Below are 22,701 nucleotides of genomic sequence, written 5' to 3'. Positions count from 1 at the left end.
AACCCGGAAGCTAAGCCTCTCAGCGCCGATGGTACTGCCCTGGAGACGGGGTGGGAGAGTAGGACGCCGCCGGACAACTCTTCACAGGAAGGGCCCCCACCACCCGGTGGGGGCCCTTCCTGCATTTCCGGGAGGCCGCCGTGACGGAATGCGTTGTGCGGAGAGCGGCGGCGCACTGTCAGCGCCGGCGGATCTCCTTCGTCGTCGCCCCGACGTTGTCGGCGAGCCAGGCGTTCAGCGCGGTGAGGTCCCGCCAGGCGGTGCGCACGCGCTCGAGCGCGTCGGGCCCGTGCAACCAGTCCGCGTACTCGAACAGCCGCCCGGCGTGCAGCGAGCGGTGGCGCAGCAGGTCGGCGCGGCCGTCGTCGACGTCGTAGCCCTTGGGCACGCGCGTGAGCCGGTCGCCGGACACGTCCCACCCGCCGGCCGCGAGGCGGTCCACCTCGGCGCGCAGCCGCGGACCCTGCACGTCGTCGGCGACCGCGCGGCGGTAGCGCTCCACCTGGTCGGACTCCAGGCGCCACGCGCCGCCGGCCACCCGCAACCCCTCCGCGGAGATCTCCACGTACCAGGCGCCCGCCCCGCGCCCCTCCGGCACCGCGACGGCGCCCTGGTGGGTCTTGTACGGGGTCTTGTCGTGGCTGAAGCGCACGTCCCGGTACGGACGGAAGAGCTTGGCCGGCCCGAACTCCGGGGCGAGGGCGTCCACCAGGGCCTGGACGGGAGCGCGCACGCACGAGTCGTAGACGGCCTTCGACCGGGTCCAGTACGTCTTGGAGTTGTCGGCCTCCAGGCCCTCGTAGAAGACGAGCCCCTCGTCGGGGAACCCGTTGAACGTCATGCCCCGCCTCCCAGCAGCGTGTGCCAGCGGACCTCGCGCAGGGGATCCGCCCCCGTGTCGAGCGTGCGGACCCAGCCGTCACGGTCCCAGCCGGCCGACTCGAGGAACCCCGCCGTCACGGTGTCGAGCTCGGCCAGCCAGGCGACCAGCCGCACCGCACCGGCCGCCGTGGCCCGGTCGGCGACCGCGGCGAGCAGGCGGCTCCCGTGACCCCGGCGGCCCCACCGCGGCTCCACCAGGACCAGGACGAGCTCGGTGACCGGCCCGTCGTCCTGCGGCTCCGCGGGCGCCACCGCGGCGAAGCCGACCACCTGGTCGCCGTCGAGCGCCACCAGCACCTCGTGCCGCGGTGAGGGCGGATCGGTGACCGCCGCCGCCCAGGACGCCGCGACAGCCGCGCCGTCCCAGGACTCGAGCACCGCGCCGGGCACCGCGCCGGCGGGTGCCGATCGCCAGGCCAGCTCCTGGACGCGGGCGACGTCGGCGGCGTCGGAGGGGAGCGCCGGGCGCACCGACACCTCCGCCGAGCCGGTCAGGCGCGGGAAGACGGGACGGGGCTCCACGCGGGCAGCCTAGGTCGGCACCGGGACGCGGACCGTCACACGGGCGGGGCAGGATCCCCTCCGTGCCCGCACCGACCGCCGAACGGCTCCCCGCCGCGCTCGCCCGGCGCATCGCGCTGGCCGCCCAGGGCTTCGCCGAGCCGCGCCCGGCGGGCGTCGTCGACAGCCGGCAGCTGCGGCGCACCACCGAGCGGCTGGGCGTCGTCCAGATCGACTCGGTGAACGTCGTCTCCCGCTCGCACTACCTGCCCTACTTCAGCCGGCTCGGCGGTTACCGGCGGCCGGTGCTCGACGACTTCTTCGGCCGCCGGCACGAGGTGTTCGAGTTCTGGGCGCACGAGGCCTCCTACCTGCCGGTGCGGCTGCACCCCCACCTGCGCTGGCGCATGGCGGCCGCCGAGGAGCAGGCCTGGGGCTCGATGGTGCGCATCCAGCGCGAGCGGCCCGGCTACGTCGCCGAGGTGCTCGACCGGGTGCGGGAGAGCGGCCCGCTCAAGGCCAGCGACCTCGCCGAGCAGCGCCCCGACCGGCCCGGGCAGATGTGGAACTGGCACGCGGGCAAGGTCGCGCTCGAGTGGCTCTTCTACACCGGGGCGCTCACCGCCCGGGCTCGCACGACGTCGTTCGAGCGGGTCTACGACCTCACCGAGCGGGTGCTGCCCGCCGCCGTCGTGCAGGCGCCCACGCCCGAGCCCGCCGACGCCGTCCGGGAGCTCGTCCGCACCGCCGCGCGCGCCCTTGGCGTGGCCACCGAACGCGACCTGCGCGACTACTTCCGGCTGCGGCCTGCCCAGGCGCGGCAGGCGATCGCGGAGTTGGAGGAGGCCGGGGAGCTGGCGCCGGTCGAGGTCGCCGGCTGGGGCGTCCCCGCCTGGCTCGACCCCGCCGCCCGCCGGCCCCGGTGGATCCGCGCGCGGGCGCTGCTGTCGCCGTTCGACTCGCTCGTCTGGGAGCGGCCGCGGGTCGAGCGCATCTTCGGCTTCCGCTACCGCCTGGAGATCTACACGCCGGCCGCCCAGCGGGTGCACGGCTACTACGTGCTGCCCTTCCTGCTCGGCGACCGCCTCGTGGCCCGCGCCGACCTCAAGGCCGACCGGCAGGCCGGCGTCCTGCGGGTGCAGGCGGTGCACGCCGAGGAGGGCGTCGACCGCGCGGAGGTGGCGGACGCCCTCGCGGCCGAGCTGCGTCTCGCGGCGTCGTGGCTGGAGCTCGACGACGTCGCGGTCGCCGGGCGCGGGGACCTCGCGGCCGACCTCACCTCCGTGCTGCCCGCCCGGCGCACCGTCGTCGCCTAGGCTGGCCCGCCGTGGGGAGCAGCAGCACCGGAGTCGACACCCAGTACGAGGACCTGCTCCGGCGGATCCTGGAGACCGGGACGCCGAAGTCCGACCGCACCGGCACCGGCACCGTGAGCACCTTCGGCGAGCGGCTGCGCTACGACCTCTCGACGTCGTTCCCGCTCGTCACGACGAAGAAGGTGCACTGGCGGTCGGTCGCCGTCGAGCTGCTGTGGTTCCTGCGCGGCGACGGCAACGTGCGCTGGCTGCAGGACAACGGCGTCAGCATCTGGGACGAGTGGGCCGACGCGGACGGCGAGCTCGGGCCGGTCTACGGCGTCCAGTGGCGCTCGTGGCCCACGCCCGACGGCGGCACGGTGGACCAGATCCAGGGCGTCCTCGACACGTTGCGGAAGGACCCCGACTCCCGCCGCATGGTGGTCTCCGCCTGGAACGTGGCCGCGCTGCCGGAGATGGCGCTGGCCCCGTGCCACGCGCTGTTCCAGTTCGCCGTCCACGACGGCCGGCTGTCCTGCCAGCTCTACCAGCGCAGCGCCGACATGTTCCTCGGCGTCCCGTTCAACATCGCCAGCTACGCGCTGCTGACCCGCATGGTCGCCGCGCAGGTCGGGCTGGAGCCGGGCGACTTCATCTGGGTCGGCGGCGACTGCCACGTGTACAGCAACCACGTCGAGCAGGTCCGCGAGCAGCTGTCCCGCGAGGTGCGGCCGTTCCCGACGCTGGAGATCGCGCCCGCGCCGTCGCTGTTCGACCACCGCTTCGAGGACCTCGTCCTGCACGGGTACGACCCGCACCCGGCCATCCGCGCCGCCGTCGCGGTCTGAGGTGCCGGTCTCGCTGATCTGGGCGCAGGCGCGCGACCGGGTCATCGGCGCCGACGGGCGGCTGCCCTGGCACCTGCCCGAGGACCTGCGGCTGTTCAAGCGGCTGACCACCGGATCCACCGTCGTCATGGGCCGGCGCACCTGGGAGTCGCTGCCCGAGCGCAACCGGCCGCTGCCCGGGCGGCGCAACGTCGTCCTCACCCGCGACCCGGCCTGGGCCGCCGACGGCGCCGAGCGGGCCGGCTCCCCGGAGGAGGTGCTCGCCGACGCCCCCGACTGCTGGGTGATCGGCGGCGCGGAGGTCTATGCGGCGTTCCTGCCGCACGCCGCCCGGCTGGTGGTCACCGACGTCGACCTCGCCGTCGACGGCGACACCCGCGCCCCCGCGCTCGGCGGGGAGTGGCGGCGGGTCGCCCGGACGCCGGAGGACGGCTGGGCCACCTCGTCGTCGGGCCTGCGGTACGCGGTCGGCGAGTACGAGCGGGCGCCCGCTGCCGGGACGGTCGCCGTTCCCGGCGGTCGGTAGATTCGACCGCATGACCACCGACCCCGCCCGGCCCTTCGGGCGCGTCCTCACGGCGATGGTCACCCCGTTCGCCGAGGACGGCTCGATCGACCTCGCCGGGGCCCAGGAGCTGGCCGCCCACCTCGTCGACCGGGGCGCCCACGACGGCCTGGTCGTCCTCGGGACGACGGGGGAGGCGCCGACGGTCAGCGACGCCGAGAGCCGCGCCGTCCTCGAGGCCGTCCTCGACGCGGTGGGCGACCGCGCCGTCGTCGTCGCCGGGGTGGGCACCAACGACACCGCGCACAGCATCGACCGGGCGCGCGACGCCGAGCGGCTGGGCGCGCACGGCCTGCTGGTCGTGACGCCGTACTACAACAAGCCGCCCCAGGCCGGCCTGCTGCGGCACTTCACCTCGGTCGCCGACTCCACCGACCTGCCGGTGATGCTCTACGACATCCCGCCGCGCTCGGTGGTCCCCATCGAGGTCGAGACGCTGGTCCGCGCCGCCGAGCACCCGCGGATCGTCGCGGTGAAGGACGCCAAGGCCGACCTCGGCGCCGTCGCCTGGACCCTCGCCCGCACCGACCTCGCCTACTACTCCGGCGAGGACATGCTCAACCTGCCGCTGCTGGCCCTCGGCGCCGTCGGCGTGGTCAGCGTCGTCGGGCACCTCGTCGGCCCGCGCCTGGCCGAGCTCATCGCCGCCGTCGAGGCCGGCGACCTCGTGAAGGCGCGCGAGGTCAACGAGGCCCTCCTGCCGGTCTACACCGGCATCTTCCGCACCCAGGGCGTCATCATGGTGAAGGCCGCACTGCGCGAGCTCGGGCTGCCCGCGGGCCCCGTGCGCCCGCCGATGGTCGACGCCACGCCCGAGCAGATCGCGCAGCTGCGCGCCGACCTCGCCTCCGGAGGCGTCCCCCTGTGACCGTCAGCTCGGCCGGACAGGCCACCCAGCCGCACCTCGACCTGAAGGCCCCGCCGCCGCTGCCGGCCGGCGGCCTGCGCGTCATCGCCCTCGGCGGGCTGGGCGAGATCGGCCGCAACATGGCGGTGCTCGAGTTCGACGGCAAGCTGCTGGTCATCGACTGCGGCGTGCTGTTCCCCGAGGCCGAGCAGCCCGGCATCGACCTGATCCTCCCCGACTTCGGCGTCATCGAGCACCGCCTCGACGACGTCGAGGCCGTCGTGCTCACCCACGGGCACGAGGACCACATCGGCGCCATCCCCTACCTGCTGCGGCTGCGCGGCGACATCCCGCTGGTCGGCTCCCGGTTCACCCTGGCGCTGGTCGCGGCGAAGCTGCGGGAGCACCGGCTGGAGCCGACGCTGGTCCAGGTGGCCGCCGGCGACGACCACGTCGCCGGGCCGTTCCACTGCGAGTTCGTCTCGGTTAACCACTCGATCCCGGACGCCCTCGCCGTCGCCGTGCACACCCCCGCCGGCGTCCTGGTGCACACCGGCGACTTCAAGATGGACCAGCTGCCCCTCGACGGCGTGCTCACCGACCTCGGCGCCTTCGCCCGGCTCGGGCTCGAGGGCATCGACCTGCTGCTGGCCGACTCCACCAACGCCGAGGTGCCGGGCTTCGTCGTTCCCGAGCGCAACATCGGCCCGGTGCTGGAGGACGTCTTCCGCCGCGCCACCCAGCGGCTGATCGTCTCCAGCTTCGCCAGCCACGTGCACCGCATCCAGCAGGTGCTCGACGCCGCCGAGGCGCACGGGCGCAAGTGCGCCTTCGTCGGGCGCTCGATGGTCCGCAACATGGGCGTCGCCCGCGACCTCGGCCTGCTGCGCGTCGCGCCGGGCCTCATGGTCAGCCTCGACGAGGCCACGAGCATGCCGCCGGAGCAGGTGGTGCTGGTGAGCACCGGGTCGCAGGGCGAGCCGCTGTCGGCGCTGGGCCGCATGGCCCGCGGCGAGCACTCGCAGGTCACCATCGAGGCCGGCGACACGATCGTGCTGGCGTCCTCGCTCGTGCCCGGCAACGAGACCGCCGTCTACAAGGTGATCAACGGCCTCGCGCGGCTCGGCGCCACCGTCGTGCACAAGGAGACGGCGATGGTGCACGTCTCCGGGCACGCCCCGGCCGGCGAGCTGCGCACGCTGCTCAACGTGGCCAAGCCCCGCTACCTCATGCCCGTGCACGGCGAGTGGCGGCACCTGCGGGCGCACGCGGCGCTGGCCGAGCAGACCGGCATGCCGGCCGACCGGGTGCTGCTCGCCGAGGACGGCGTGGTGGTCGACCTCGTCGACGGCAAGGCCTCCATCACCGGGTCGGTGCCGGTGGGCAACGTCTACGTCGACGGGCTCAACGTCGGCGACGTCGGCGAGGAGTCGCTGCAGGAGCGGCGCATCCTCGGCGACGAGGGCTTCGTCGCGCTCACCGTCGTCGTCGAGCCCTCCACCGGCACCATCGTGCGGCCGGTGCACCTGTCCACCCGCGGCTTCTCCGACGACCCGAAGGCGTTCGACGAGGTGCTGCGCCTGGTCGAGGACAACCTCACGCGCGAGCTCTCCGACGGCCAGCGCGACGCCCACCGGCTCTCGCAGGTCATCCGCCGCACCGTGGGCAAGTGGGTCAGCGACCGGTACCGGCGCCGGCCGATGATCATCCCGACCGTCCTCGAGGTCTGACGCCGGCGGCCGGGGCTGAACGCCCCGGCCGCCGCGGCCGTACCCCTCCGTGTGCGGCGCCCGGTCCGCGGGCGCCGCGATCTCGGAGGGGACTGCCATGCGACCCACGACCCTGCGCGCCGGCACCGCCGCCGGCGCGTCGGCGTTCGCCCTGCTGCTGCTCACCGCCACCCCGGCCGCGGCCGGGCCCGGCGGCCCGGGCGGCCATCCGGGCGGCCACCAGAGCGGCACCGCCGTCACGACCACCGCGGACGGCGGCCCCGGGTCGCTGCGCGCCGCGGTGCAGGCCGCCAACGCCGCCGGCTCCGGGACGATCGTGCTCAGCGCGCGCACCTACCGGCTCGCGCTCGCCGGCGCCGACGACGTCGCGGCCACCGGCGACCTCGACGTCACCGGGCACCTGGTGGTCGAGGGGCGCGGCGCCACCGTCGACGCCGCCCGCCTGGACCGCGTCTTCGACGTCAAGCCCGGCGCCTCGCTGACCCTGCGGCAGGTCACCGTCACCGGCGGGGCCGTCTCGGGCACGCCCAGCGCCACGGGCGGCGCGTCCGGCGGCGGGGTGCTGAACGCCGGCACCCTCGTCGTCGACCGGAGCACCGTCACCGGCAACACCGCCACCCGCGCGGGCGGCGGCATCGAGGCCACCGCCGGGTCGACCACCACGGTCACCCGCTCCACGCTGTCGCACAACGCCACCGGCGCGGCGCCGGGCAACGGCGGGGGCCTGCACCTCACCGGCACCGGCACCGTGTCCGTCGACCGCAGCACCGTCACCGGCAACACCGCCGCGGCGGAGGGCGGCGGGCTGTGGAACTCGGCCACCGGCACGATGACCGTCAGCCGCACCGTGGTCAGCGGCAACACCGCGAGCGGCGCCGCGGCGGACAACGGCGGCGGCGGCCTGTTCAACGACGGCGGCTCGCTCACCGTCGACCGCAGCGAGGTCCGGGACAACGCCGCGACCGGCACCGCGGGCTCCGGTGGCGGGCTGTTCACCAACGGCGGCTCGCTCACCGTCACCCGCACCGTCGTCGACGGCAACGACGCCCGGCGCGCCGGCGGCGGCATCGAGGCCCTCGCCGGGACGACGCGGGTGGAGCGCAGCCGGCTCACCGGCAACACCACCGGCCCGATGCCCGGCAACGGCGGCGGCCTGCACCTGACCGGCGCGGGCACCGTGGAGGTCGACCGCAGCACCGTCACCGGCAACACCGCCGCGAACGAGGGCGGCGGGCTGTGGAACTCCGAGCCGGGAGTCATGACCGTCACCCGGTCGACCGTCAGCGGCAACAGCGCCCCGGTCGGCCCCGACGTGTTCCAGGACGGCGCCGGGGACGGGTTCACCGTCGACGGCGCGACGGTGCCCGGCGAGGTCTGACCGCGCCACGGGCAGAGGGGGGCGCCGACCACGGGGCGGCGCCCCCCTCGTCCGCGGTCAGAACTCCGAGCGCACCACCACCGCGCCCGACGCGTCCACGACCTCGAAGGCGACCGCGTCGTCGCGCAGCACCGAGGAGTTGAGGTTGCAGCGCAGCTCCGCCGCGCCGATCCCGACGAACTCGCCGGCCGGCACCTCGCGGCCGTCGTCGTCGGTGACCGCCACCCGGAAGACCTCGCCGTCGGCGAAGCCGGTGCCGGTCAGCTTCACCTCCACGCCCCAGGTGTGCGGCACCAGGTCCGCGGTGGCCCGCACCCCCGGCTCCACGGCCTGCACCGCCACCGGCTCCAGGGGCGGCGGGTCGGGCACCGGCCGCACCAGCCACCCGACGACGCCGCCGGCCGCGGCCACGCCGGCCACCGCCGCGGCGGAGAGCGCGCGGCGGCGCACGGCCGCGCGGCGCAGCGGCACGACCTGCCGCCGCCGCTCCTCGGCGATCCGCGTGAGCACGCGGGCGCCGAGGTCGGGCGGGGGAGCCGGCGTCTCGTCCAGCGCCCGGGGGTCGACGGCGGCCAGCCGCGCGGCGAGCGGCGCGATGTCGGCGAGCTCCGCCCGGCAGTCGGCGCACCCGTCGAGGTGGGCGCGCACCCGGTCGCGCTCGGCGCCGGTCAGGTGCCCGAGCGCGTAGGCGCCGAGCTGCTCGCGCAGCTCCCGGTGCTCGTCCCCGTGTGCGCCGGTCACGGCTCGACCCCCATCTCGTCGAGGGCCAGGCGCAGCGCCTTGAGCCCGTAGAACACCCGGCTGCGGACGGTGCCCACCGGCACCCCGAGCTCGGCGGCCACCTCGCCGTACGGCCGGCCGCGCAGGTGGGTCTGCACGATCGCCGTCCGGTGCTCGGGGCTGATCCGGCGCAGCGCCTCCTCGACCACCCACGCGTCGACCAGGCCCTCGTCGGCGGCCGCGGCCGGGGGCGTGTCGGCGCCGGCGTCGTCGGTCAGCTGCCGCTGCCAGGGGCGGACGGCGAACCGCCGCGCCTCGTCGACCACCACGTTGCGCGCGATCGCGAACAGCCACGTGCGCAGGCTGGCCAGCTGCGGGTCGAAGGAGTCCGACGCGCGCCAGGCCCGCAGGAACACCTCCTGGACGACGTCCTGCGCCGCGCCGCCGTCGCCGAGCTGGCGCAGCGCGAACCGGTAGAGCTCCGGCCCGTGGGCGGCGTAGGCCGCCTGCACGTCCAGGGGCTCCGCCGCCGCCCGTGTGTGCCGTCCCATCCGCGACCTCCCGGCGCGCCGACTGCGTCGGAGAGGCGTACGGCCGCCGGGCCCCGACGGTTCAGCGCCCGCTCACCGGACGACGGTCACCGGCTCGATGCCCTCCCCGGCCGGCAGGTGGAAGCCCCACACCTGCGCGTAGAAGGACAGCTCGCCGTCGAGGGCGGCGCGGATGTTCTCCGCCCGGCGGAAGCCGTGCTGCTCGCCCTCGAACAGCAGGTACACGTGCGGCACGCGCCTGGCGCGCAGCGCCGCGACCATCACCTCGGCCTGCTCCGGCGGCACCACGGCGTCCTCCGCGCCCTGGAACACCGCGAGCGGGGTGTCGAGGGCGTCGACGTGGCTGACGGGGGAGCGCTCGGCGTAGACGGCGGCGCCGGCCGGCCACGGCGCCACCAGCCCGTCGAGGTAGCGGGACTCGAACTTGTGCGTGTCGGCCGCGAGCGCCGCGAGGTCGGCGACGCCGAAGTGGCTCGCGCCGGCGGTGAACGTGCCCGGGCGCAGGGTGAGCGCGGCCAGCGTCGTGTAGCCGCCGGCCGACCCGCCGCGGATCGCCATGCGGGCCGGGTCCACCCGCCCGGCGTCGGCGAGGTACCGGGCGCAGGCGGCGACGTCGTCGAGGTCGAGCACGCCCCAGCGGCCCTGCAGCGCGTCGCGGTAGCGGCGGCCGTGGCCGGTGGAGCCGCGGTAGTCGACGTGCGCGACGCAGAACCCGCGCGAGGTGAAGTACTGGATCTCCGGGTTCAGCGTCCGGTCGTGGGCCGACGTCGGCCCGCCGTGCACCATCACCACCAGCGGCGGCAGCTCGCCGGCCGGAGGGGTCACGTCCGGGTTCGTGGGCGGGTACACGTGCGCGTGCGCCTCGCCGATGCCGGCGCCGCGGTCCTCGGTCGGGAAGACGACGTGCTCGGGCACCGACAGCCACGACCGGTCCAGGCCGAGGTCGCGGGCCGGCCGCAGCACCGCGGTGCTCCCGTCGAGGCCCGCGCGCAGCACCACCGGCTCGCTCGTGGGGCCGCCGGCCGAGCAGACGACGCCGTCGCCGTCGGGCGTCAGGTAGCGCAGCACCGGCCAGCCCGGCAGCGGCACCTCCGCGACCGACCCGTCCGGCTCCCGCACGACGAGCGCCTCGTCGCCGGCGAGCACCACCCGGCCGCCCGGCAGGACGGCGAACGAGCGCGAGCCGAACAGCCACTGCGGGCCGGCGAGGTCGCGGCCCAGGTCGAGCGCGACCTCCGCCTCCGCACCCGGCTCCCGGCGCCACAGCGCCCAGACGCCGGTCCGGTCGCAGGCGAACCACAGCGTGCCGGCGTCGTCCCAGGTCGGCTGCACCACCGACTCCCCGGGGCCGCCGGCCACGACGGTCTCCGCGCCGGAGGCGTCGCGGACCACCAGCTGCGCGGCGTCCCACGGCATGTGCGGGTGGTCCCACTGCAGCCACGCCAGCTGCCCGTCCGGGCCGGGCCGGGGGTCGGAGACGAAGTCGGGCCCGCTCACCAGCACCTCGGCGCTCCCGTCCGGGAGCACCCGCACGACCTCGTTGACGACGTCGGCGGCCGCGCCGCCCGCGGTGTGCGTCTCCCGGACGGCGAGCAGCGCGCCGTCGCCGGTGGGCGTCAGGTCGGCGTACCGGACGCCGGCCGGCAGCTCCGGCTCCGGGGTGACGGCGACCGGGCCGTCCGCGCCCGGGTCGAGCCGGTACAGCCGCTGGTCGGCGAAGTGCGTGAACCAGAGGGTGCCGCCGGCGACCGCCCACGCCGCGCCGCCGTACTCGTGCACCCGGGTGCGCGCGTTCCACGGCGCGGGCAGCGCGTCGGTGACCGCTCCGCCGGCCGACCGGCGCACCAGCGCCGACCGCCCGCCCTCGCCGGGGCGGGACTCCGACCACCAGACGTCGTCCCCGTCCACGGCGACCTCACCGAGCCGGGCGGCGGCGCGGACGACGAGCGCCGAGGTGACCGGGGTGGGCCAGCTGCCGTACGGGACGGCCGGGGGAGGGGACACCGGTGGGGTCATGGGGGCGACCGTAGGCGGGGGACACGACTCCTCGCCTGCCTGGGAGAGGCCTGGACGGCGGCTACCGTTCGACGCATGCCTGCCCGCACCACGCCCTCGCGCCGGCCGGCCGGGTCGGCCCCGAAGGGCCGGTCCGGGTCGACGGCCTCGGGGAAGCGTCCGGCGCCGCGCACGCCCGCGCGCAACGGCAACCGCAAGCCCCCGGCCCGCAAGCCCGCCCCCGCGAAGGGCCCCGGCGCCGCCGGGGCCGCCTGGCGCGCCGCCTCCGGCGCCTGGGGGCTGGTCGCCCGCGGCGCAGGCAGCCTGGCCCGATCGATCGCCCGCCCGGAGGAGGCCGAGCCGCTCGCGCCGGAGCACCGCCGCGACGGCGCCGGCCTCGCCGTCCTCGGCCTGGCCGTCGTCCTCGGCGCCGCCGCCTGGTTCGACGGGATCGGCCCGGTCGGCGCGGGGATGGCCGACGCCACCCGCTGGGTGGTCGGCTCGCTGGTCCTGCTGCTGCCCGCCGTCCTCTTCCTCGCCGCGCTGCGGCTGCTGCGCCGCGCCCCCCGGCCCGAGGCGCGCGGCCGGCTGGCCATCGGCTGGGTGTGCGCCACCGTCGCGGTGCTCGGCATCGCCTCCGTCGTCGGCACGCCCGCCGACCCGGTGGCCGGCGAGCCCGGCACCGGCGGCCTCGTCGGCTGGGCGGTCGGCACGCCGCTGACCGCGGGCGTCGGCGCCGTCGTCGCCGTCGTGCTGCTGTCCCTGCTCGCCGTCTTCGCGGTGCTCGTGCTCACCGCCACCCCGCTGCACCAGGTGCCCGAGCGGCTGCGCGCCTTCGTCGACCGGGTCACCGGCCGCGGCGACGAGGAGTGGGACGAGTACGAGGACGAGGACGCCTACGAGGAGGACGAGGAGCCCGCGCCGCCGCGGCGCGGCCGCCGCACCCGGGCCGCGCTCGACGAGATGCTCGCCGACGAGGCGGCCGACACGCACCCGACCGGCCCGATCGACCACGTGCCGACCGCCGACGTCCGCGAGGCCGTCCGGCACGAGCCGGCCCCCGAGCCCCCGGCCGCGGCCGCCGCGCCCCGGCCGGCCGTCGTCGACCGCACCGCCCCGCCGGAGGACCTGCCGCCGGCCGAGGAGCCGCAGCAGCTGGTCATCCAGCCCGTCGAGGGCGACTACGTGCTGCCCTCGCTCAGCACGCTGCGCCCCGGCACCCCGCCGCGCGCCCGCTCGTCGGCCAACGACGCCGCGATCGAGGCCATCACGCGGGTGCTCGAGCAGTTCAACGTCGACGCCGCCGTCACGAGCTTCACCCGTGGCCCCACCGTGACCCGCTACGAGATCGAGCTGGGCCCCGCGGTCAAGGTCGAGAAGATCACCGCGCTGACCAAGAACCTCGCCTACGCGGTCGCCAACGACAACATCCGCATCCTCGCGCCGATCCCCGGCAAGTCCGCCGTCGGCGTCGAGGTGCCCAACACCGACCGCGAGACGGTCAGCCTCGGCGACGTCATGCGCTCGCAGGCGGCCAAGCAGGACCCGCACCCGATGCTGGTCGGCCTCGGCAAGGACATCGAGGGCGGCTTCGTCTGCGCGAACCTCGCGAAGATGCCGCACCTGCTGGTGGCCGGTGCCACCGGCGCCGGCAAGTCGTCCTGCATCAACTCGCTGCTGACCTCGCTGCTGCTGCGGGCGACGCCGGACCAGCTCCGGATGATCCTGGTCGACCCGAAGATGGTCGAGCTGACGCCCTACGACGGCATCCCGCACCTGATCACGCCGATCATCACCGACCCGAAGAAGGCCGCCACCGCGCTGGCCTGGCTGGTCGAGGAGATGGAGCAGCGCTACCAGGACATGCGCGCCACCGGCGTCCGGCACATCGACGACTTCAACCGCAAGGTCGAGCGCGGCGAGATCACCGCCCCGCCGGGCAGCGAGCGGGTCTACCGGCCCTACCCCTACATCCTCGCGATCGTCGACGAGCTCGCCGACCTGATGATGGTCGCCCCGCGCGACGTCGAGGAGTCGATCGTCCGGATCACCCAGAAGGCGCGCGCGGCCGGCATCCACCTGGTGCTCGCCACGCAGCGGCCCTCGGTCGACGTCGTCACCGGCCTGATCAAGGCCAACGTGCCCTCGCGGCTGGCGTTCTCGACCTCCAGCCTGACCGACAGCCGGGTCATCCTCGACCAGCCGGGCGCGGAGAAGCTGATCGGCATGGGCGACGCCCTGTTCCTGCCGATCGGCGCGGGCAAGCCGATCCGCGTCCAGGGCGCCTACGTGTCCGACGCCGAGATCGAGGCGGTCGTCGAGTTCACCAAGCGCCAGGCGGAGCCGGAGTACCGCGAGGAGGTCTTCAGCGCCGCGCAGGGCGAGAAGAAGGAGATCGACGAGGACATCGGCGGGGACCTGGACCTGCTGTGCCAGGCCGTCGAGCTCGTGGTCACCAGCCAGTTCGGCTCGACGTCGATGCTGCAGCGCAAGCTGCGCGTCGGGTTCGCCAAGGCCGGCCGGCTCATGGACCTCATGGAGACCCGCGGCGTCGTCGGCCCGTCCGAGGGCTCCAAGGCCCGCGACGTGCTGGTCAAGCCCGACGAGCTGGAGTCGGTGCTGTTCACGCTCCGTGGCGGCACCCTCCCCGGCGGCGAGGACTGAGCCCCCGAGCGGGGAGGGTCACCCCGTCGCGGGCCGGAACGGTCGCGGACAGCACCTACGATGGTCGGGTGAGCGCTCCGACCGGCCCTGCCCGCACCGTGGCGGTGGTGACCCTCGGGTGCGCCCGCAACGAGGTGGACTCCGAGGAGCTGGCCGGCCGGCTGGCCGGCGGCGGCTACCGCCTGGTCGACGACGCCGAGGGCGCCGACGCGGTGCTCGTGAACACCTGCGGGTTCATCGAGTCGGCGAAGAAGGACTCGGTCGACGCGATCCTCGCCGCCACCGACTCCGGCGCCCGTGTCGTCGCGGTCGGTTGCATGGCCGAGCGGTACGGCTCCGAGCTCGCGGGCGCGCTGCCCGAGGCCACCGTGCTCGGCTTCGACGACTACGCCGCGATCGGCGACCGGCTCGACGACGTCCTCGCCGACCGGCCGCTGGTGCCGCACACGCCCCGCGACCGCCGCACGCTGCTGCCGATCAGCCCGGTCGAGCGCACGGCCGCGGTGGCCGCCCCGGAGGCGCCCGCCATCCCCGGTCACGGCTGGGTGCAGCGCCGCCGGCTGGCGTCCGGGCCCACGGCGGCGCTCAAGCTCGCCTCCGGCTGCGACCGCCGCTGCGCGTTCTGCGCCATCCCCACCTTCCGCGGCTCGTTCGTGTCCCGCCCGCCGGCCGACGTGCTCACCGAGGCGCGCTGGCTGGCCGGCCAGGGCGTCACCGAGCTGGTGCTGGTCAGCGAGAACTCCACCTCCTACGGCAAGGACCTCGGCGACCTGCGCTCGCTGGAGCGCCTGCTGCCGCAGCTGGCCGCCGTCGAGGGCATCGCCCGGGTGCGGGTGGCCTACCTGCAGCCGGCGGAGCTGCGACCGGGCCTGCTCGAGGTCATCGCCACCACCGACGGCGTCGCGCCGTACTTCGACCTGTCCTTCCAGCACTCCTCGCCGGGGCTGCTGCGCCGGATGCGCCGGTTCGGCGGCACCGACGACTTCCTCGCCCTCGTCGAGCGGGCCCGCGCGCTCGCGCCGGAGGCCGGGTTCCGCACCAACGTCATCCTCGGCTTCCCGGGGGAGACCGAGGACGACGTCGCCGAGCTCGAGCGGTTCCTCACCGGCGCGCGCCTGGACGCCGTCGGGGTCTTCGGCTACTCCGACGAGGAGGGCACCGAGGCGATGGGCCTGCCGGGCAAGCTCGACCAGGCCGAGATCGACGCGCGGGTCCGGCGCATCACCGACCTCGTCGAGGAGCTGACCGCCCAGCGCGCCGAGGACCGGGTCGGCACCCGCGTCGAGGTGCTGCTGACCGAGGACCTGTCGGCGGAGGAGGGCCCCGGCGTGTGGGCCGGCCACGCCGCCCACCAGGACCCCGACGCCGACGGCACCACCACGGTCACCGGCGTGCCCGACGGCGCCCGCCCCGGGCAGCTGCTCACCGCCGAGGTCGTCGACACCGACGGCATCGACCTCGTGGCGGCCGCACTGGTCCCGGCCGCCCGGTGAGAGCCCGGTGAGCGCCGTCGCCCCCGACCCGGCGGCGACCCCGCCGTCGTCGGCCCGCCTGGTCAACCTGCCCAACGCGCTCACCGTGCTGCGGCTGGCCGTCGTGCCCGTGTTCGCCGTGCTCCTGCTGTCCGACGGCGGCATGGACGACGACCGCCGCGTCTGGGCCACGGTGTTCTTCGCGCTGGCGATCATCACCGACCGCTACGACGGGCTCATCGCGCGGCGCACCGGGCAGGTCACCGAGTTCGGCAAGCTGGCCGACCCGATCGCCGACAAGGCGCTCACCGGGACCGCGCTCATCGGCCTGTCGGTGCTCGCCCTGCTGCCCTGGTGGGTGACGCTGGCGATCCTCGTCCGCGAGGTCGGCGTGACGCTGCTGCGCTTCTGGGTGATCCGCCACGGCGTGATCGCCGCCAGCCGCGGCGGCAAGGCCAAGACCGTCGTCCAGGCGCTGGCCATCGGCCTGTACATCCTGCCGCTGACCGGGCTGCTGGCCACCGCCCGCTGGTGGGTCATGGCCGTGGCGCTGGTGCTCACGCTGGTGACCGGCCTGGACTACGTGTACCGGGCGCTGACCCTGCGCCGGACGAGCGCCCGGGCGATGCGCGCCGCGGCCGCCCGCCGCGCGGCCGGGCCCACCGGCTCGCGCACCGACACCGCCGCCTGAGTCCCCCGGGGGAACGCCCAGGCGGGTGCAGCTGTTACGCCATGAGCGGACGCGGCCCCGCCGGCCCGGGAACCGACGGTGGCTCCGCGTACCGTGGGCGCACGGCACCCCCGGGTGTCGCCGCTCTTCCCTCAGCCAGACAGGAGACGGCCATGACGCTGCTGCGTACGGAGCTCGGGCGGACCCTGCGCGGGCACCGGCTGCGCCAGCGGCGGACGCTGCGCGACGTCTCCGGCGCCGCCCGGGTGAGCCTGGGCTACCTCTCGGAGGTCGAGCGGGGGCAGAAGGAGGCCTCCTCCGAGCTGCTCGCCTCGATCTGCGACGCCCTCGACGTCGAGCTCGCCGACCTCCTCGCCGAGGTCAGCACCGAGCTGCGCGGCCCTGCCGTCCGCGTCCGCCCCCTGCCCGCCGGTGTCGCCGCCGGGGTCCCGGCCGACGACGCCGCCGCGGCGGCCGCGGCGAGCGAGGACGCGCCCGCCGCCGAGACGCTCGTCCCCGCCGGCGCCGAGCCGGCGCTCGCCCTGGTGGGCGCCACCAGCCGCGCCGCCCACCGGGCCGGCGCCGCGGTCTCGCTGGCCGCCTAGCACCCCGACGTCCCCGTCCGACATCCGCCCGGTGCCCCGCGGGGCACCGGGCGGTCGCGCGCCGGTCGTGGCAGGCTGGGACGACGGTCTCCCCGCCGCGGGTGACCGGTTGCTGCAGGCCACCAGCGGAGGTCGCCGTGCGGTACCTGTTCCGCCCCCCGGGCACCGACGGTGCCCGTCTGCTCGCCCTGCCCTGGCAACTGCCGCTCGAGGAGTGGCCGCCGGAGCTGCTGCTCGAGGTGCCGCAGCGCGGCATCTCGCGGCACGTCGTCCGCTTCGTCGCCGAGCAGGGCCGCGTGTTCGCGCTCAAGGAGATCTCCGAGCACCTCGCGCGGCACGAGTACGCGCTGCTCGCCGAGTTCGAGGCGGAGGGCCTGCCCTCGGTCTCGGTGCTCGGGGTCTGCGTCGACCGGCCGCACGGCCAGGACGCGATCCTGGTCACCCGCTACCTCGAGTACTCGATGTCCTACCGGTACCTGTTCTCGCGGCCCAGCGCGCGGCAGTCGGTGGACCAGCTGATGGACACCCTCGTGGTGCTGCTGGTCCGGCTGCACCTGGCCGGCGTCTTCTGGGGTGACTGCTCGCTGTCGAACACCCTCTTCCGGCTCGACGCCGGCGCCCTGGCCGCGCACCTGGTCGACGCCGAGACCGCCGAGCGGCACCCCCAGCTCTCCCGCGGCCAGCGGCACTACGACCTGGACCTGGCCCGCGAGCGGGTGGGCGCCGAGCTGCTGGACCTGCAGTTCGGCGGCCTGCTGCCCGACGGCGTCGACCCGATCGAGGTGGCCGACAGCCTGCAGGGCCGCTACGCGTCGCTGTGGGACGAGGTCACCCACGAGGAGGTCTTCCGCACCGACGAGCAGCGCTACCGCGTCGCCGAGCGGCTGCAGCGGCTCAACGACCTCGGCTTCGACGTCGGCGAGATCGAGCTGGTCACCGACGACGAGGGTGCCCGCCTGCGGGTGGAGACCCGGGTGTCGGCGCCCGGGCAGCACCGCCGCGAGCTGATGCGGCTGACCGGCCTGGAGGTGCAGGAGAACCAGGCCCGGCGGCTGCTTAACGACCTGCGCTCCTTCCGCGCCTACCTCGAGCAGAAGGAGGGCCGGCCGGTGTCGGAGCCGGTGGCCGGCGCCCGCTGGCTCGCCGAGGTCTACCAGCCGGTCATCGAGTCGATCCCCGCCGAGCTGGCCGGCCGGCTGGCCCCGGCGGAGGTCTTCCACGAGGTGCTCGAGCACCGGTGGTTCCTGTCGGAGAAGGCCGGCCGCGACGTCGGCACGACCGCGGCCGCGCGCTCCTACCTCCGCAACGTGCTGCCCTCGACGCCCGAGGAGCTCACCACCCCGTCGGTGATCGCCACCCGCCCCTGAGCGGGACACGGGGGCGCTGGTCACGAGGCGGACACGCCCGGGTTGCGCCCCGTTGTGGGCTGGGCCACGGTACGGGAGCGCGGTGATCGTCGGTGCTCGCCGAAACGGAGGCGATGAGTCTTGTCCATCGCAACAGGTCGGATCCCGGGGGCCGGAGGCAGCGGTAGTCCGCATCGCCGACGGCGACCGCGGCGCGCGATCGGCGGCGCGGCCGCCGCTCTCGTCGTCGCCTCGACGCTCGCCGCGTGCGGCGGAGGCGGCGACAGCGGTGCCACCCCGGTCCTCAACTGGTACATCAACCCCGACTCGGGCGGTCAGCAGACCATCGCCGACCGGTGCTCGGAGGAGTCCGGCGGCGCCTACCGGATCGCGGTGTCGATCCTGCCCCGCGAGTCCTCGGCCCAGCGCGAGCAGCTCGTGCGGCGCCTCGCGGCCAACGACGCCTCGATCGACATCATCAGCCTGGACCCGCCCTACATCCCGGAGTTCGCGCAGGCCGGGTTCCTCGCCCCGGTGCCGGAGGACCTCGCCGGCCGGGTCACCGAGGGCGTCGTCCAGAGCTCCATCGAGGGTGCGACGTGGGACGACGAGCTCGTCACCGTCCCCTTCTGGGCCAACACCCAGCTGCTCTGGTACCGCAAGTCCGTGGCCGAGGCCGCGGGCCTGGACATGAGCGGGCCGGTCACCTGGGAGCAGATCGTCCAGGCCGCCCAGGACACCGGGACGATCGTGAGCGCCCAGGGCCGGCGGGCCGAGTCGCTCACGGTGTGGTTCAACGCCCTCATCGAGTCCGCGGGCGGCTCGGTCATCACCGAGAACTCGACCGACCCGGAGCAGATCCAGCTCGGGCTCACCGACGAGGCCGGCCAGCGGGCCGCCGAGGTGATGGCCCTGGTCGCCGACTCCGGCGTCGTCGGCTCGGCCTTCTCGACCTCGAGCGAGGACACCAGCGCCACGCAGTTCGAGTCCGAGGACGGCGGCTTCATGGTCAACTGGCCGTTCGTCTGGTCCCGCGCGCTCAGCGCGGTGGAGGCGGGCACCCTCGACGCCTCCGTGCCCGACGACTACGGCTGGGCGCTCTACCCGGCCGTCGACGAGGGCACCCCGAGCGCACCGCCCTACGGCGGGATCAACCTCGGCGTGGGCGCCTTCAGCGACAACGTCGACCTGGCGTACGAGGCGACCGAGTGCATCGTCTCGGACGAGAACCAGGCCGAGTACATGATCACCAACGGCAACCCGGCGTCGTCGCAGGCGGTCTACGACGACCCGGAGGTGCAGGAGGCCTTCCCGATGGCCGACACCATCCGGGAGTCGCTGGAGCAGGCGGCCCCGCGGCCGCAGACCCCGTACTACAGCGAGGTCTCCGGCGGTCTCCAGCGGGAGTACCACCCGCCGTCGTCGGCCTCGGCCGACTCGGGCCAGCGCGCCCAGGACCTCATCGGCGCAGTCCTGCGAGGGGAGCAGCTGCTGTGACGCAGACGACCCTCCCGCCGGTGGAGAAGACCCAGCCGGTCTCCTCCCCCCGCGGGACCATCAGCGACCGCTCGCGGGCGGAACGCAAGCTCGGCTGGCTGCTGGCCGGCCCGGCGTTCCTGGTCATGCTCCTGGTGACCGCCTACCCGATCCTGCAGGCGGTCTACTACTCGCTGTTCAGCTACCGGCTCACCGACCCGGAGAACCGGTCGTTCAACGGCCTGGAGAACTACTGGGTGGTCCTCAGCGACCCGCTGTGGTGGCAGTCGGTGTTCATCACCCTCGTCATCACGGTGATCACCGTCGCCGTCGAGCTGGTGCTCGGCTTCGGCCTGGCGCTGGTCATGGTCAAGGCGCTGCGGTCGATCCGGCCGGTGGTCCGCGCGGCGATCCTCATCCCGTACGCGGTCATCACCGTGGTGTCCGCCTTCGCCTGGCAGTTCGCCTTCAACATCAACACCGGCTTCGTCAACAGCTGGTTCGCCTGGCTGCCCGGCGTCGACGCGACCACCGACTGGTTCGGCGGCACCGGCACCTCGCTGTTCGTCATCTGCCTGGCCGAGATCTGGAAGACGACGCCGTTCATCTCGCTGCTCCTGCTCGCCGGCCTGGCGCAGGTGCCCGAGGTGCTGCAGGAGGCGGCGAAGGTCGACGGCGCCACGCGGTGGCAGCGGATGGCGCGGGTGACCATCCCGAACATGAAGGCCGCGATCATGGTGGCCCTGCTGTTCCGCACCCTCGACGCGTTCCGCGTGTTCGACAGCATCTACATCATGACCGCGGGGGCCAACGGCACCGAGTCGGTGTCCTTCCTCGCCTACCGGCAGACGATCGCGCGGGTGGAGATCGGCCTGGGATCGGCGGTCTCCGTGCTGCTCTTCCTCGCCGTCGTGCTGATCGCGTTCCTGTTCATCAAGGGCTTCAAGGTCGACCTGGCCCAGGCGAGAGGTGAGCGCTGATGTCGTCGAGGTCGAAGGTCTGGTGGGTGGTCGGTGGCGTCCTCATCGTCATCTACTGCCTGTTCCCGATCGCCTGGATCGTCTCGCTGTCGTTCAAGGCGCCGTCGGACATCTCCAACCAGTCGTTCCTGCCGACGGACCCGTCGATCGAGAACTACTCGACGATCCTCACCGGCTCGGCGAGTGACCTGTTCCTGCCGGCGCTGCGCAACAGCTTCGGGATCTGCCTGATCGCCACGGCGATCTCCTGCATCCTGTCGATGTTCGCCGCCTACGCGATCGCGCGGCTGGACTTCCCGGGGAAGAAGCTCATCCTCGGCACCGCGCTCGCCGTCGCGATCTTCCCGGTCATCTCGATCGTGACGCCGCTGTTCAACCTGTGGCGGCAGATCGGGCTCTACGACACCTGGCCCGGGCTGATCATCCCGTACCTGTCCCTGACCCTGCCGATCTCCATCTGGACGATGTCGGCGTTCTTCCGGGAGATCCCCTGGGAGATGGAGCAGGCCGCGCAGGTCGACGGCGCGACGACGTGGCAGGCGTTCCGCAAGGTCATCGTCCCGCTGGCCGCGCCGGGCGTCTTCACCACCGCGATCATCGCCTTCTTCATCGCGTGGAACGACTTCGCCTACGGCATCTCGCTCACGTCGACGGACGCCTCCCGGCCCGTCCCCGCCGCGCTGGGTCTGTTCACCGGCGCCTCGCAGTTCGAGGACCCGACGGGGGCCATCGCCGCGGCTGCGGTGATCGTCACCATCCCCGTCGTCGTCCTGGTCCTGCTCTTCCAGCGGCGCATCGTCGCCGGCCTCACCAACGGCGCGGTCAAGGGCTGACCGGCCGTGCTCCCCACCCCTCCTCCGTCCGAAGGGGACGAGATCTGATGGCCTCCATCGAGATGCGCAACATCGTCAAGCAGTACGGCGACGGCTACCCGGCCGTGAACGACGTGAGCCTGGACATCGCCGACGGCGAGTTCATGATCCTGGTCGGGCCGTCGGGCTGCGGGAAGTCCACCCTGCTGCGGATGATCGTCGGCCTGGAGGACATCACCAGCGGCGACATGGTCATCGGCGGCAAGCGGGTCAACGACCTCGCCCCGCGCGAGCGCAACCTGTCGATGGTCTTCCAGAACTACGCGCTGTACCCGCACATGACGGTGTTCGAGAACATCGCCTTCCCGCTGCGGCTGTCCAAGACGCCCGACGACGAGGTCCGCCGCCGCGTGCAGGAGGCCTCCGACGTGCTCGAGCTCAAGGAGCACCTCGAGCGCAAGCCGGCCAACCTCTCCGGTGGCCAACGCCAGCGGGTGGCCATGGGCCGGGCGATCGTGCGGCAGGCCGAGGCGTTCCTCTTCGACGAGCCGCTGTCCAACCTCGACGCCAAGCTGCGCGGGCAGATGCGCACGGAGATCTCCCGGCTGCAGCGGCGCCTGGGCATCACCACGGTCTACGTCACCCACGACCAGACCGAGGCGATGACGCTGGGCGACCGGGTCTGCGTCCTGCGCAAGGGCAAGATCCAGCAGGTCGCCTCGCCCCGGGAGCTCTACGAGCAGCCGGTCAACCTCTTCGTCGCCGGGTTCATCGGCTCGCCGCCGATGAACTTCCTGCCGGCGAGCCTGGAGGGCACGACGCTGTCGACGCCGTTCGGCCCGATCGCGCTGGACGAGCAGCGCGCCGCCGCCGTCCGGGGCCGGGACCTGCTGCTGGTCGGCATCCGGCCGGAGTACTTCGAGGACGCCTCGCTGGTCGACGAGGCCAAGCGGCCGCTCGGCTCGACGTTCCGCGCGCGGGTCGACGTCACCGAGTGGCTGGGCGACTCGCAGTACGCCTACATCCCCTACGAGGCGCCGGAGGCGATCACCGCCCAGCTGCGCGACCTGTCGCGCGAGCTGGACTCCGAGGAGCTGCGCACCCAGGCGATCGTGTCGATCGACTCGACCAGCCGGATCCGGGAGGGCCGCGAGGCGGAGTTCTGGCTGGACAGCCGCAAGATCCACGTCTTCGACCCGCAGACCGGCGAGAACCTCACGCGGGACGCGGAGGCCGGGGCCCGGCTGACGCAGATGGCCACCGAGGACCGGGTCGAGCAGGTGGAGCACGCGCAGTCCACCGGCCAGACGGTGAGCGGCCAGAGCTCGGGCCCCTCCGGGGCGCACCGCGCCACCGCCTGACCG

At 74.6% G+C, this 22,701-nt stretch carries 20 protein-coding genes and 1 rRNA gene; 16 read left to right on the top strand and 5 right to left on the bottom strand.

The window, feature by feature from the left end:
* Positions 1 to 75: ribosomal RNA gene (gene rrf / locus BUE37_RS24985) — 5S ribosomal RNA — on the top strand; the annotation flags it as partial.
* Positions 76 to 178: 103 nt separating this feature from the next.
* Here the strand turns inward: rrf and BUE37_RS13635 are convergent.
* Both BUE37_RS13635 and BUE37_RS13630 read right to left on the bottom strand, forming a co-directional pair.
* Positions 179 to 841 (bottom strand): DUF2461 domain-containing protein, encoded by a 663-nt coding sequence (locus BUE37_RS13635; RefSeq protein ID WP_073420622.1) that lies wholly within the window; start codon positions 839 to 841, stop codon positions 179 to 181.
* Entirely contained in the window at positions 838 to 1,404 is a 567-nt protein-coding gene (locus BUE37_RS13630; RefSeq protein WP_083628624.1) for a GNAT family N-acetyltransferase, read from the bottom strand. Before BUE37_RS13630 ends, BUE37_RS13635 begins: the two co-directional genes overlap by 4 nt.
* A 62-nt stretch (positions 1,405 to 1,466) precedes the next feature.
* Here BUE37_RS13630 and BUE37_RS13625 point away from each other — a divergent pair, with 62 nt between their 5' ends.
* The 6 genes from BUE37_RS13625 (at position 1,467) to BUE37_RS13600 (ending at position 8,046) form a co-directional block, all read left to right on the top strand.
* Positions 1,467 to 2,699 carry a winged helix-turn-helix domain-containing protein gene (locus tag BUE37_RS13625; RefSeq protein WP_073420621.1) on the top strand — a complete coding sequence of 411 codons (1,233 nt, stop codon included), beginning with the start codon at positions 1,467 to 1,469 and terminating at the stop codon, positions 2,697 to 2,699.
* A gap of 11 nt (positions 2,700 to 2,710) precedes the next feature.
* Complete coding sequence (locus BUE37_RS13620) at positions 2,711 to 3,526, top strand: thymidylate synthase (RefSeq protein ID WP_073420620.1); 816 nt, start codon at positions 2,711 to 2,713, stop codon at positions 3,524 to 3,526.
* Position 3,527: 1 nt separating this feature from the next.
* Positions 3,528 to 4,052, top strand: coding sequence for a dihydrofolate reductase (locus BUE37_RS13615; protein WP_073420619.1), 525 nt, complete (start codon positions 3,528 to 3,530; stop codon positions 4,050 to 4,052).
* A 10-nt stretch (positions 4,053 to 4,062) separates the two neighbouring features.
* Positions 4,063 to 4,959, top strand: a complete 897-nt coding sequence (gene dapA / locus BUE37_RS13610; RefSeq protein WP_073420618.1) for a 4-hydroxy-tetrahydrodipicolinate synthase — start codon at positions 4,063 to 4,065, stop codon at positions 4,957 to 4,959.
* Positions 4,956 to 6,668, top strand: a complete 1,713-nt coding sequence (locus BUE37_RS13605; RefSeq protein WP_073420617.1) for a ribonuclease J — start codon at positions 4,956 to 4,958, stop codon at positions 6,666 to 6,668. The genes dapA and BUE37_RS13605 overlap by 4 nt, the downstream gene beginning before the upstream one ends.
* A 97-nt stretch (positions 6,669 to 6,765) precedes the next feature.
* A complete protein-coding gene (locus BUE37_RS13600) occupies positions 6,766 to 8,046 on the top strand; it encodes a right-handed parallel beta-helix repeat-containing protein (RefSeq protein ID WP_073420616.1) in 1,281 nt (426 codons plus the stop codon).
* Positions 8,047 to 8,103: 57 nt separating this feature from the next.
* Here the strand turns inward: BUE37_RS13600 and BUE37_RS13595 are convergent, their stop codons facing one another.
* From BUE37_RS13595 to BUE37_RS13585, 3 genes are all read right to left on the bottom strand, one after another.
* Positions 8,104 to 8,787: an anti-sigma factor family protein gene (locus tag BUE37_RS13595; RefSeq protein WP_073420615.1), complete on the bottom strand. Its 684-nt coding sequence runs from the start codon at positions 8,785 to 8,787 to the stop codon at positions 8,104 to 8,106.
* Entirely contained in the window at positions 8,784 to 9,317 is a 534-nt protein-coding gene (locus tag BUE37_RS13590; protein ID WP_073420614.1) for a sigma-70 family RNA polymerase sigma factor, read from the bottom strand. The genes BUE37_RS13595 and BUE37_RS13590 overlap by 4 nt, the downstream gene beginning before the upstream one ends.
* A 72-nt stretch (positions 9,318 to 9,389) precedes the next feature.
* The gene (locus tag BUE37_RS13585) at positions 9,390 to 11,333 is read right to left on the bottom strand and encodes a S9 family peptidase (RefSeq protein WP_073420613.1); all 1,944 of its coding nucleotides are present in this window, start codon (positions 11,331 to 11,333) and stop codon (positions 9,390 to 9,392) included.
* Positions 11,334 to 11,408: 75 nt separating this feature from the next.
* Between BUE37_RS13585 and BUE37_RS13580 the strand changes: the two genes are divergently transcribed.
* The 9 genes from BUE37_RS13580 to BUE37_RS13540 all read left to right on the top strand — a co-directional run bounded on the left by BUE37_RS13580 (position 11,409) and on the right by BUE37_RS13540 (position 22,698).
* Complete coding sequence (locus BUE37_RS13580) at positions 11,409 to 13,976, top strand: DNA translocase FtsK (protein ID WP_073420612.1); 2,568 nt, start codon at positions 11,409 to 11,411, stop codon at positions 13,974 to 13,976.
* 68 nt (positions 13,977 to 14,044) lie between these two features.
* A complete protein-coding gene (rimO, locus tag BUE37_RS13575) occupies positions 14,045 to 15,469 on the top strand; it encodes a 30S ribosomal protein S12 methylthiotransferase RimO (protein WP_073420611.1) in 1,425 nt (474 codons plus the stop codon).
* A gap of 7 nt (positions 15,470 to 15,476) precedes the next feature.
* The gene (gene pgsA / locus BUE37_RS13570; protein ID WP_073420610.1) at positions 15,477 to 16,139 is read left to right on the top strand and encodes a CDP-diacylglycerol--glycerol-3-phosphate 3-phosphatidyltransferase; all 663 of its coding nucleotides are present in this window, start codon (positions 15,477 to 15,479) and stop codon (positions 16,137 to 16,139) included.
* Between the two features lie 152 nt (positions 16,140 to 16,291).
* The gene (locus BUE37_RS13565; protein WP_073420609.1) at positions 16,292 to 16,723 is read left to right on the top strand and encodes a helix-turn-helix domain-containing protein; all 432 of its coding nucleotides are present in this window, start codon (positions 16,292 to 16,294) and stop codon (positions 16,721 to 16,723) included.
* A 137-nt stretch (positions 16,724 to 16,860) separates the two neighbouring features.
* Positions 16,861 to 18,090, top strand: coding sequence for a DUF4032 domain-containing protein (locus BUE37_RS13560; RefSeq protein WP_073420608.1), 1,230 nt, complete (start codon positions 16,861 to 16,863; stop codon positions 18,088 to 18,090).
* Between the two features lie 120 nt (positions 18,091 to 18,210).
* Positions 18,211 to 19,566, top strand: coding sequence for an extracellular solute-binding protein (locus BUE37_RS13555; protein ID WP_425432416.1), 1,356 nt, complete (start codon positions 18,211 to 18,213; stop codon positions 19,564 to 19,566).
* On the top strand, positions 19,563 to 20,525 hold the full coding sequence (locus BUE37_RS13550; protein ID WP_073420607.1) for a carbohydrate ABC transporter permease: 963 nt from the start codon (positions 19,563 to 19,565) through the stop codon (positions 20,523 to 20,525). The genes BUE37_RS13555 and BUE37_RS13550 overlap by 4 nt, the downstream gene beginning before the upstream one ends.
* A complete protein-coding gene (locus tag BUE37_RS13545) occupies positions 20,525 to 21,358 on the top strand; it encodes a carbohydrate ABC transporter permease (protein ID WP_073420606.1) in 834 nt (277 codons plus the stop codon). Before BUE37_RS13550 ends, BUE37_RS13545 begins: the two co-directional genes overlap by 1 nt.
* A 47-nt stretch (positions 21,359 to 21,405) precedes the next feature.
* Positions 21,406 to 22,698 (top strand): ABC transporter ATP-binding protein, encoded by a 1,293-nt coding sequence (locus tag BUE37_RS13540; protein WP_073420605.1) that lies wholly within the window; start codon positions 21,406 to 21,408, stop codon positions 22,696 to 22,698.
* The last annotated feature ends 3 nt before the right edge of the window (positions 22,699 to 22,701 follow it).

The sequence above is a fragment of the Geodermatophilus nigrescens genome, from assembly GCF_900129495.1.
In the GTDB taxonomy this organism is placed as follows: Bacteria; Actinomycetota; Actinomycetes; order Mycobacteriales; family Geodermatophilaceae; genus Geodermatophilus; species Geodermatophilus nigrescens.
Note: the sequence above shows the minus strand (reverse complement) of the source record. Positions and strands in the feature narration are given on the sequence as shown.